This window comes from Herminiimonas sp. CN (assembly GCF_000622895.1).
Classification (GTDB): Bacteria; Pseudomonadota; Gammaproteobacteria; order Burkholderiales; family Burkholderiaceae_D; genus AVCC01.
Genome location: NZ_AVCC01000010.1, coordinates 1 through 11,243, shown reverse-complemented (window position 1 = coordinate 11,243; position 11,243 = coordinate 1). Strand labels below are relative to the sequence as shown.

Genomic DNA, 11,243 nt, shown 5'->3' with positions numbered 1-11,243 from the left:
CCAGGCATTTTTATTCAGGGCGAACAATGAAAACATCATCACGTCACATCCTTTTGGATGCTGCGCAATCCGGATCAGTGCGATTCCTGTCCGGCCTCCATGTGATCCTGGAGGAAGGCAAGGCGTCTACCTGGGTGACGATCACCCGCACCGGCAAGTTTACCGATCCGCGCTACGGCGAATTCGAGATCAGCCGGCCCATGCTGCTGACGATGGTCGACAACTTCAATAAGCGGGTATTCGGCCAGGACGTGTTCATTGATGTTGCGCATCGCCCGAACGAGGGGGCGGCAGCCAAGGTGCTGAAGCTGTCGGTCGAGGGCGACCGGCTGCGGGCCTTGTGCGAGTGGACGCCGCTTGGCCTGGACGCGATCCAGAACAAGGGCTACCGCTACCTATCCATCGAATACCACGAACATTACAAGGATAACGAGACCGGCACCGATTTCGGCCCGGTCATGATGGGCGCGGGGTTGGTCGTGCGTCCCGCCATCAAGCGCCTGGATCCTATCGAGTTATCCGAAGCCGCCGGCGATCAGGGCATTCCCGTCCTGATCCATCCAGAACTCCAAACCAAATTACTGCAGGAGCTACACATCATGCACAAGAACGCACTCGAAAAACTGAAAGCCAAGCTGATCGCCAAAAAACTGGCGGCCGGCGTGGTCGATTCCCTGATGCTCGCCGCTGAAAAAGCGGTTGCCCACGTCGCCGACGAAGGCGCAGCAACGCTATTGCTGACTTCCTTTGAAGAGTCCGGCACCCAGCTAGCCGAGCAGATCGGCAGCCAGGAGGTAAAACTGTCGGTCGAAGTACCTACGATGAACATGGGCATGAATGCCGACCAGGTCAGGCAGCTGATGGCCGACGAAACCAAAAAAGCGGCGGATAGCGCAAAGGCTTTGACTGAGAAGCGCGACGGCAACGTCAAGCTGCTGTCCGACACCATCGGCGCTGTCGCCGCCTTCGATGCCGAGACCAAGAAAGTATTGACCGAAGCGGTGGCCGACCTGATCACCCCTGAAATGACACAGGAACAGGTCGTCAAACTGGCCCAGGTGCAGATCAACCAGGGCAATGAACTGGCTGTCGCGCGCCAGCTGTCCGCGCTCGGCTATGTGGCGCCGCGTGGCAGCGTGCATATCTCGATGCCGTTCGAGGATGTGAAGAAGCTGGAAGGCATGTACCGCGACCAGCTCAAGAAAACCTCCAGCTATGCCAACGGCGGTCTGAAGCTGGCTGAAAAGCTGTCGCCGCGCTCTGAAGCCTTCGTCAACATGGTGCTGGCCGAGTTCGACCGCCTCCATGCGCCGATGATCGCCAATGAAGTCAAGATGCTGTCCGGTGGCATGACCAATATCTCGGACACGAATCTGCCGGTCGGCTTCCGCCGCGAGGTGATCCGCGAGGCGCTGTCCGATCTGCGCATCCTGGAACTGGTGCAGGCATCGACCGACTTCAGCGCCACCGTGACCACCCAGATCCCGTACGAGCTGCGCGACATGTCGGCGGTGTATAACGACGGCATCGTGTACGAAGGCCAGCCGATCCATCGAGCCAGCATGGGCCAGTTCATGGATACCGCTTACATCCAGCCGATGAAGCTGGCGATGCTGGTGTCGAACGAGGTGATGCACTTCACCCAGGCCGCTGCAATCAACTGGGATGCGATGGGCCGTAACGTCGAAATGAACGCCCGCATCATGCGCGAGCTGATCTGCCGCCGCATCCTGAACGAGCTGCAGCGCTCGGCCGACTCCTACCAGGCCACCTCGGTCGGAGCCGAGAGCTTTACATCGCAGCTGGGTGCTGTCAGCCAGATCAAGACGGCATCGTTCCCGATTGTGCGTCCGTTTCAGCAGCGCGACCTGCAGGGCAACGCTGTCGGATCGCCGCAGAATCCGATTGTGGTCACGCTGAACACTGTTGTGATCACCCAGTGGGACGGCACCGGCAAGCAAGCGGCAGGCACCTACTGGAAGGCCAATTCCTACAATCTCGGCTATATCCAGTTCGTCACGCAAGCCGGCGTGCCGGTAGTGCCAGCCGCGACCGGCACCAACACGATCGCGTATTACACCCCGACCAACATCGTCAAGGTGGATTCGGACATCGCGGCCGGTTCGACGCTTGAAAAGCAGATGAACAAGGTGATCCAGGCGATCGGCAAGCGCAAGGCATTCATGGACGAACAGCGTTACGTCAAGCCGGATTATTTGCTGACCTCTCCTAGCCTGAACAATGCGATGTCGAACGCCGAGCAGTTCATGCAGCAGTACCAGCGCAGCGGCGCCAACACCGACAACGTCGGCGATCTGGGCCAGGTCAATGCCTTGCCGGCCTACAGCACCAACGCGCCAGGCGTGGACATGGGCGCTGAGCGCGTGCTGATCGGGCAGCGCGGCTTGCTGGGCTACGTGGTTGCCAAGCCTTTCGTTACCGGCCAGCCGTTCGAGGCGGTCGATTCCAGCGGCACGCCGATCGGCAAGAAACAGGCGTATGGCGAAGAGTACAGCGCAATCAAGGTGCCGACCCCGGTCGCCCAGCGCATGACCTCGGTGCTGGTGTACAGCGTAACCGGTCGCTAAACCACGGGATAACCCCAGCAGCAAGTGCTAAAGCCTGCCCTCATTGGAGGGCAGGCTTTGTGCCAAACAATCGACAGGAAGCCATCATGAAAACAGTTCCCTACACAAACACAGGTGAAAACACCGCCCATATCGGCGGCGTCACCATCCCTGCCGGCGAGACGCGCGACGTCGATCCGTCGCTGCTGCCTGGCTGGACGCCGGAAGGAGAGCGAAAGGAAGATTCGCCGCCAGACCCGATCGCCGAGTGGCTGAAAGGCAACGTCAAGGAAATCGGATCCGCACTGGAAAAACTCAGCGACGACGAGCTGCATTCCGCCATGTATCTGGAAGAAAACGGCCAGGCCCGCAAATCCCTGCTGGAATTGATGGCGGCCGAAAAACTACGCCGCGCGTCCAACCCGGCTGACGGTCAGTAAGCATGGCCAGTTCGATGTCCCGCCCCGATCTGGCGGCTGATCTGAGCGCATCCCTGCACGATGCGCTGGACGTGTTTGCCGATCCCGGCGACATGGATCGGCTGCTGGATGCGGCTGCGCTCGATTTCAGTCGCCATCGGGCCCGCACCCTGCTGGGCAGCATGACAGTCGAGGTCGGGCGCATGGATTACCCGGCGCCGGCCAATCTGTACCTGTTCAAGTCGTCGCTGTGGGGTATTGCGCCGGTAGCGCGGGCCAAACCGTGGGAACGGCAATGGCCGGGGCCGCTGCCGGATGTGCATGTGGCTGACGGCGTGTCCGGGCGCGAGCTGCACCTGACGCCGGCGCCGACCCAGCTGCAGCTGATGACGCTCGGCACCGAGTTCCGTTACTACTATTTCGGCCAGCATGTGATTGGCGACACCGCCGCCGATACCACGCTGGCGGCCGGCGACCGCTTCCTGTTGCTGCTGCGGGCCCAGGCCGAGGCAATGCGCGAGATGACGATGCGCAATATCAATAAACCGGTGACCATGCGCGACGGTTTGCATTCTTCCCCGCGCAACATGACGCCGGCCGCGTTGCATATCGTGATGATGCGCGAGTGGGAATCCAAGGTCGCGAGGCTGGGCATATGAGGATCCTGAATATCGTGGTCGATGCGGCCCAACTGGAAAAACGGGTGGCGCGGGCGGTGATAACGATGCCGAAAACGCTCGACCGCTTCGTGCAGCGCGGCGCAAATGAATTCGCCCGGGCCGAGAAGAAGGAAGCGCCGAAAGCCCTGACCAGCCTGACCAACAGTATCCAGGTACACAAGAACAGCATCGCCGACTGGAGCGTGGCGCCGGGCATGAAATACGCGGCCGCCGTCAACAATGGCGGCCGTCCGCACTGGGCCCCGCTGAATCCGTTGATGGACTGGTTGCGCGTAACCAAGCGCGTGACCGATCAGCAGCAGCTGCGGGTGCGCGCCAAGGGCTTGCAGCGCTTCATCGCCGCCAACGGCACCAAGGCCAACCCGTTTGTGCAGCGTACCCGCGACAAGATGGATGACCGCGTGGTCGCCCTGCTGCGCGAAGGCGTGCATACCGCGGCACAACAGGCATTCGAATAATGAATCCACAGACCCCAGAATCCAAGATACTGAGCTCCTTCAAGGCTGTACTGGCAGCGGCTTACCCGTTGCGCATCGTCACCCGCAGCCTGAAGGATTTTGCCGAACGCCTGCCGGCTGAGTTGAAAGCCGGCGTGTTCACGATCGTAACGGTCGGCCAGTCTGGCGCCGATGTCTTTGATCAGACGCTGATATTCAAGGTGGTCGGGCAGCTGCAATTGAATCGAAATGCCACAGGAGAAGACATCGAGGAGGCCGAACTGATCATGGCGCGCGAGATCAAGACCCTGATCCAGCGCCAACTGTACGGGCCCTTGATGCGGATCACCGACACTGATCATTCGGCCCAAATCGAAGCGCCGTATGGCTGGGTATCGGTCAAGGTCGAATGCGGCCCGTACGACGCCACCGAGCCGCTGACCACCGATGAAAATATCGGCCACCTGACCGACTTCCTGACGTTCCAAGCCGGCATCGATCTCGCCCAGCCGCACCAGAGTGCGGCTGAACATAGCAAGTGGGTCGCAGATATACCCGATTACACCACCAGCCAACCGGACGCGCAGATGCGCGTCGAGATCCCCAGGAGCACCCCATGACCGAACAGAAATACATCACCCCCAAGCCCGGCATGATCGTGCCGCTGCCGGACGGCAACGGCAATCTGCCTGTCGAAGGCAAGGTTGTTGCGCTCAACAGCTACTGGTATCAGCGCCAGTCGGATGGCGACGTGACGATCGAGGATGTGCCTGTGCCTGGAAACGCACAGCCTGAAGCGCCGATGAATGCGCCTATGTTTGCAGACGCACAGCCAGAAACATCAAAAACCAAGGGCAATTAGGCCCATCCACGCATCATCTAACAGAGAGGAACCGCCATGGCCGACAATGTCAGCTTTCGCGAAATCCCGGCCGACGTTCTTGTGCCGGGGCAATATATTGAAATCGACGGCTCGCGCGCCGATAGCGGCACGCCGCCGATCCCGCGCAAAATCATCATCATGGGCCAGAAGCTGGCTGCCGGCACCTCAGTGACCCTGGTGCCGACCGAAGTGCCGGTGGCGACGCCTGACCAGGTGGTGCAGCTGGGCGGGCGTGGATCGCTGCTGGCGCAGATGGCGGTTGAAGCATTCAAGGCGCATCCGTACGGGAAATTCACCGTGATTGCCGCCGACGACCTGGTGGCCGGCGTGGCGGCAACGGGTTCCATCCTGGCGGCTGGCCCTGCGACGGCATCGGGCACCATTGCGCTGTATATCGACGGCACACTGGTGCAGGTCGGTGTAACCAGCGGCGATACCGCAATCCAGATCGCGGCGAACATTGCGTCCCAGATCAACGCCAACCCGGACCTGCCATTATCGGTGCCGGTGGCGCCGACCACAGCCACGCTGGCGCTGGTGGCCAGGCACAAGGGCGAATGCGGCAACGATATCGATGTGCGCCACTCGTTCTACCTCGGGCAAAACCTGCCGTCCGGCGTGGCGCTGACCGTCACTCCAATGGCGGGCGGCACCGGCAACCCCGATGTCGGCCCGCTGCTGGCCGCCATCAAGGGCGATGACCGCATCGTGCTGATCAGCCCCTGGACTGACAGCTCCAACATTGTCAAGATCGAGGCCGACTTCGCCGACCGCTACGGCCCGATGAAACAGCAGGAATCGCATTGCTTCGCAGCCCTGTCCGGCACCTTCGCCACCCTGGTGACGTACGGCACCGGCCGCAACAGCCCGCATGTGTCGATCATCCCGCGCGAGGGCAATATGGTGGCGCCGTGGCGCATTGCGGCGTCGGTGGCCGGACTATGCGCATTGCGCGGATCCGGCGACCCGGCCCGTCCTTATTTCGGCATGGTGTTGCCGGGCATCCCGGCGCCGGCGGAAAGCGCCCGCTTCGACCAGCCGACCCGCAACAATCTGCTGAAGAACGGTATTTCCACCCTGCGTTATGACGCCGGCGGCAAGGCAATGATCGAGATGGTGGCCACCACCTACAAGACCAACAGTTTCGGCATACCGACCCGGGCTTACTTCAAGCTGCAGAGCAAATGGACCGCCGATTACTTCCGCTACGCGTGGAAAGTGCTGATCGCGACCCGCTACCCGGATTTCAAGCTGGCTGACGACGGCACCAACTTCGCGCCCGGCCAGCCGATCGTCACGCCGAGCGTGCTGAAGATCGAGACCATTGCGCTGGCGCGTACCCTGGAATACGCCGGCGTCATCGAAAACGTGGATGAGTTCAAGAAAACGCTGCTGATCCTGCGTTCAATCGCCAACCCGAATCAGGTCAACGCGGTGGCATCGCCAAACCTGGTCAATCAATTCGACGTGTTCGCCGCGGCGGTCAAGTTTATTAACTAAGTTCATTAATTAATGTGTACGACCATGTCGAGAACATCCTCGACATGGTCTGCCAGCAACAGCACAACATCAGGAGAGCACCATGTCTGCAGTACTCGCACGGCTGAAAATGACCTTTAACGGCCAGACCTACGCCACCGAAGAGCGCGCTACCGAAATCGATATCGGCGGCGCCGACAATGAGCCAGTAGTCGATGCCGCTGGCAATACCCACAGCGTCGAAAAACTCAACCCCGGCAAGTTCAAATGCAGCCTGCTGGCGATCGAGGGCTTCAAGCTGCGCCCGGTGCAGGCCATGCGCGGCGGCACCATAATTGCCGAGGGGAACAACGGGCAGTCCTACATGATGCGCAACGCGGTCTGCGAACAGGCGCGCGTAATCAGCGCCGGCGGCAAGATCTCGGCGACCTTCATCGGCGACGTGGAGGAAATGTAATCATGGCGGCAACTTATACCGGACAGTTCAAAAAAGGCATGAAGGTCGGCAAGGAAATCCACATGGATTTCGAGCTGCGCGAGATGACCACGGCCGACATGCTGGATGCCGAGATGGAGGTTCCGGCCAGCAAGGTGATGAACTTCTCTGCTGCGCTGGCCAGTCTGCAACTGGTGCGTGTCGGTACTTATGACGGCCCTTTCACGTTGAAGATGGTGCGGGCATTGGAACCGGATGACTTCAACGCGCTGCGCGACGGCTTGAGCGAGGTGGCCAGCCTGGGGGAAGAGTCATTGCCGAGCAAGGCGACCGATTAAGGTCGGTGCTTTTTCTCGGCAAGGAAACGGGCTGGAGCGAGGCCGACATTCTGGCCATGCCCCGCGCCCGATTCAATTTTTATATTGAACAACTGACCAAAGAAGACAATGAGTGAACATGGCTGAGAGAAAAGAAGATATTTCAGTTCGTATCAACGCCGACTATACGAAGGCGCTGGGCGATATTCAGCGGTTTACCGGGTTAGTTGATAAAGCCTTCGGTGCGTTACCGAAGGTAGTGCAAGACGCTTCCACCTCAGTGGACAAGCTGACCGAGCGCATTGGCAAAACCGATGCTGCCTTCGATGCGTTGCCGAAGGTAGTGCAGAACGTCGCAACCTCGGTCGAGAAACTGACCGAGCGCATCGAGAAGATGGGGCGCAACGATGGCGCCGACAAGTTGAAAAACAAGTTACGCCAGTCGAATCAGGAGGCGACGCTGCTGGCGAATACCTTCGACCGTCTGCAGACCAGCGGCAAAGCGATCGGCGCCGCCATGGCCGGCTGGCAGGCCGGCAAGGCGGTGCTGGCCCCTGTTGTGCATACCACGATGGATTACGGCATGCGGCTGGCCCAGGCGACCAACGTGTCGCTACTGGGCGGCAGCATCGATGAAAAAATCACGGGCATGGCCAAGCTCGATGCCGGCGTGATGAAGGCCACGCGCTACAGCGGCGGCAAGCGGGAAGAACTGCTGGAAGCCGCCGAATCACTGATTGCACGTAACTCGCTTGGCAACATGGACGACACGCTGAAGGTGCTGCCCTTCATCGGCATGATCGCCAAAGCCGGCAATGCTTCCGCCGTCGATGTGGGGCAAGCCACGTCTGGATTGGTTAAAAGCCTGGGCGTGCCGGTCGACGAGGTCCCCGCCGGGCTGGCGAAGATACTGTACGGCGGCGCGATCGGCGGCTCCGAGATCAAGCACATGGCGCATTATTTCCCGCAGCAGTCGGCGGCGGCAAAAAATGCCGGTATGTCGGGATCGTCGGCCGTGGCGAAGATGGTGGCGCTCAACGAACTGGCGGTCGATTATTCCGGCACACCGGACCAAGCCGGCATCAATACCACCGATTTCCTGAACTCGATGAACTCGGCGCATCTGGCCAACAACCTCAAGCGTTTCAGCTTCGACAAAAAGACGAATTCACTGGTCCAAAACAACGGCCAAAAGCGCACCGGCAAGAACTATCTCGATCTGGGGCACCTGCTGGCCTCGAATGCCGAAAAGGGCGTCGATGCGGTCGACACCATGATCCAGATCGTCGGCATGATCAGCAAAGGCGATCCGAAATATGTCGAGGCCGTCAAGAAGCGCGATGTCGCCAAGAAACGCCTTGATGATGCCAAAAAGCGCGGCGACACCGGTGCGCAGATGGCAGCGACAGAGGAACTGAGCGGCATTGCCGATAACGTTACCGCCATCCTGCTGGGGCGCGGCATCGGCAAGCTGTTCCATAACCAGCAAGAGCTGCGCGGCGGCATCGGCGTGCTGACCAATCCGGACGCTTACCATGACATGGTGAAGCAGATCAACAAGGACGGCACCATCAAGATGGCCGAGTCGGAGCATGAATTCATTGCGGCTCAGCCCGGCTACAAGGCACAGTTGGCAGAGGAAAACAAGGCGGATGCAGTTTATCGGAGCATGGAAGGCTTCAATGGTTGGCTCGGCAAATTAGCCGAAAAAACCAGCGCCCTGTATGAGAAATACCCGGCGCTTGCCGCTGCCATGGAAGGCGGCAAAGTTGGCGTCATGACCTTGGGCGCAAGTGCTGGCGTGGCGGCGGGTGTGATGGCTTTGTTGGGCAGGAACGCGACCCTTGCATCAATTGCGCTTGGCAAGGTTGGCGGAAACGCCGGTGTCGATGGTATCCCCGGTGTGCCGAAGGGCACTGGCGGCTTTGGCAAAACGTTTCTTCGTAATTTGAAAGGTACTGGGGCGATGGCTGCGGTGGGCGCTGGCTATGACGCCTATGACATTTACAGCAATGACAAACTGACCGCGCAGCAAAAGAAAATCGGCTATACCGGCGCTGTTGGTGGGGCCCTGGGCGGCGCCCTTGGCGGGGCAGTTGCCGGCGCGGCGATGGGCAGCGTTTTTCCGGTGGTTGGCACCGCGATTGGGGGCTTGATTGGTGGCGGGTTGGGATACTGGGGCGGACATGAGGCCGGAACGATGGCAGGCGCGGCGATGTTCGGCTCAAAGGACCCCGATCCGCAAAGGGTCGCGCAGGCATTGCAGCAATCGATCAAGTCGAACCCGATTGAGGCAAAATTGCAGCTGAAGATCGCGTTCGATGAAATGGGCAAGCCGGTTGTCTCGCAAACGAATCTATCCGGCACAAACTTCCGGCTCGATACCGGACCGATGATGACGCACTGATTCGTCCCCTGCCAACACAATCCCCCCCTGATTTTGTATTGACGCAAGCGGCAAACTCGGCATCACTTCATCGTGTGACCGAGATTTTCCTTGAGCTTCCGAGACGAACTGCAACCAGCCTCTTTCCGTGGCATCCAATTCGAGGTATCCAGCGCGGATACTTCGGTCGGACGACGCACGGTTGCACATGAATTTCCGCTCAAGGATCTGCCGTTTCCCGAAGATATGGGGCGCAAAGCATCCGAGTTCGCGGTAGATGGCTTCATCATCGGCGATGATTACCTGCCCAATATGAAGCGCCTGATCGCGGCGTTGACGGAGGCTGGCCCCGGAACACTGATCCACCCTTCCTTTGGCACCTTGCAGGTGTCGCTGTTACAGCCAGGGCGCTTGCGCGAGTCTTTCATCGAGCGGCGCGGCATGGTGTCGTTTTCGCTGGTGTTTGTCGAAGCTGGCGAGGATGTTCAGCCGTCCACCGCAGTCGATACCCAGCAAGCCGTGGATGATGCAGCCGATGCTGCCTACGGCCCGATGGAGGATGATTTCGCCTCCGAGTTTTCTGTCGCTGGCGCGCCGGCCTGGTCGGTACAGTCGTTTGTAGATGAAATCGGCCATATCAATGATGTGGTGACTGCAGTGCGGTCGGCAATGCGCTTTGACCTGTCAGCGCTGTCCCAGCTGGTGCGCGCCGGGTCAATGCTGAAAGCCAATGTACTGGGCTTGCTGGCGACGCCGAATGCCTTGTTTACCGAACTGTCGGTGCAGATCCGGGCACTGGTTGGCCAGTTTGATTTTTCCGCCTCCGGCACCGGTACCGGTAAATCAGCGATTTCGTTCGGCAACGCCAGCAAACCATCCAACCCGCTGCGCAGCCTGCTGCCGCTGGCGACGTACGGGCAAGCCGGCACGCCGTATGCCAGGCCGATCATCCCAACCAATACGCCGGTGCGCCGGCAGCAGGCAGCCAATCAGGCGGCGGTGTTTGCCCTGGTAGCCCGTTGTGCGGTGGTGGAGGCGGTTCGGTCGTCGATTTACCTGCCGTTCGCCAGCACCGACGAATCGGTGGCGGTGCGCGACACCCTGTACGAAGCGCTGGACGCGCTGATGCTGGATGCGCCGGATGCGGTGTATGCGGCGCTGCACGATTTACGTAGCGCAATGGTGCGCGACATTACCGCGCGCGGCGCGGATCTGGCGCAGCTTTCCAAAATGACCTTGCCGGCATCCGCACCGGCGCAGGTGCTTTCGTATCGGCTGTATGGTTCGGGCGCGTATGCCGCCGAGCTGGTCGAGCGCAACCAGGCTGCAGCCACCGTGCTGCATCCATTGTTCGTACCGGGCGGCTCGCCTTTGGAGGTGCGCCGTGTCGTCTAGCCCGGTGGTTTCCCTGAAAGTCGGCGGCCTGGTGTTTTCCGGGTGGAAGACGCTGCGCGCAGAAATCGGCATCGAGCAGTGCGCCGGCGCGTTCGAGCTGGGCGTGATGGACCGCTGGGCCGGGCAGTCGCAACCGTGGCAGATCCGTCCGGGCGATGCCTGCGAGCTGCAGATCAACGGCCAGACCGTCATCACAGGCTATACCGATGCGGTGCGGCCGTCGTTCGACAAGCAGGCGCATGGC

Annotated in this window: 12 protein-coding genes; all 12 read left to right on the top strand. The window is 60.4% G+C overall.

What is annotated here, in order from left to right:
• Window positions 1-26 precede the first annotated feature (26 nt).
• The gene (locus HMCN_RS0103905; protein ID WP_035625706.1) at window positions 27-2,588 is read left to right on the top strand and encodes a phage protease; all 2,562 of its coding nucleotides are present in this window, start codon (window positions 27-29) and stop codon (window positions 2,586-2,588) included.
• A gap of 86 nt (window positions 2,589-2,674) precedes the next feature.
• Window positions 2,675-3,007 (top strand): hypothetical protein, encoded by a 333-nt coding sequence (locus HMCN_RS0103900; RefSeq protein WP_025916147.1) that lies wholly within the window; start codon window positions 2,675-2,677, stop codon window positions 3,005-3,007.
• Window positions 3,008-3,009: 2 nt separating this feature from the next.
• Window positions 3,010-3,645, top strand: coding sequence for a hypothetical protein (locus HMCN_RS0103895; RefSeq protein WP_025916146.1), 636 nt, complete (start codon window positions 3,010-3,012; stop codon window positions 3,643-3,645).
• Complete coding sequence (locus HMCN_RS0103890; RefSeq protein ID WP_025916145.1) at window positions 3,642-4,124, top strand: hypothetical protein; 483 nt, start codon at window positions 3,642-3,644, stop codon at window positions 4,122-4,124. The genes HMCN_RS0103895 and HMCN_RS0103890 overlap by 4 nt, the downstream gene beginning before the upstream one ends.
• Entirely contained in the window at window positions 4,124-4,723 is a 600-nt protein-coding gene (locus HMCN_RS0103885) for a hypothetical protein (protein WP_025916144.1), read from the top strand. The genes HMCN_RS0103890 and HMCN_RS0103885 overlap by 1 nt, the downstream gene beginning before the upstream one ends.
• On the top strand, window positions 4,720-4,965 hold the full coding sequence (locus HMCN_RS0103880; RefSeq protein WP_025916143.1) for a DUF2635 domain-containing protein: 246 nt from the start codon (window positions 4,720-4,722) through the stop codon (window positions 4,963-4,965). Before HMCN_RS0103885 ends, HMCN_RS0103880 begins: the two co-directional genes overlap by 4 nt.
• A gap of 36 nt (window positions 4,966-5,001) precedes the next feature.
• Window positions 5,002-6,486, top strand: coding sequence for a phage tail sheath subtilisin-like domain-containing protein (locus HMCN_RS0103875; protein WP_025916142.1), 1,485 nt, complete (start codon window positions 5,002-5,004; stop codon window positions 6,484-6,486).
• 82 nt (window positions 6,487-6,568) lie between these two features.
• Window positions 6,569-6,922, top strand: a complete 354-nt coding sequence (locus HMCN_RS0103870; protein ID WP_081801398.1) for a phage tail tube protein — start codon at window positions 6,569-6,571, stop codon at window positions 6,920-6,922.
• A 2-nt stretch (window positions 6,923-6,924) separates the two neighbouring features.
• Complete coding sequence (locus tag HMCN_RS0103865) at window positions 6,925-7,239, top strand: phage tail assembly protein (RefSeq protein ID WP_025916140.1); 315 nt, start codon at window positions 6,925-6,927, stop codon at window positions 7,237-7,239.
• Between the two features lie 118 nt (window positions 7,240-7,357).
• The gene (locus tag HMCN_RS0103855; protein WP_025916139.1) at window positions 7,358-9,625 is read left to right on the top strand and encodes a hypothetical protein; all 2,268 of its coding nucleotides are present in this window, start codon (window positions 7,358-7,360) and stop codon (window positions 9,623-9,625) included.
• Window positions 9,626-9,715: 90 nt separating this feature from the next.
• Window positions 9,716-10,999, top strand: coding sequence for a DNA circularization protein (locus tag HMCN_RS0103850; protein WP_025916138.1), 1,284 nt, complete (start codon window positions 9,716-9,718; stop codon window positions 10,997-10,999).
• On the top strand, window positions 10,989-11,243 hold a 255-nt coding region (locus HMCN_RS17240; RefSeq protein ID WP_202962640.1), incomplete at its 3' end, for a phage baseplate assembly protein. The genes HMCN_RS0103850 and HMCN_RS17240, both read left to right, overlap by 11 nt.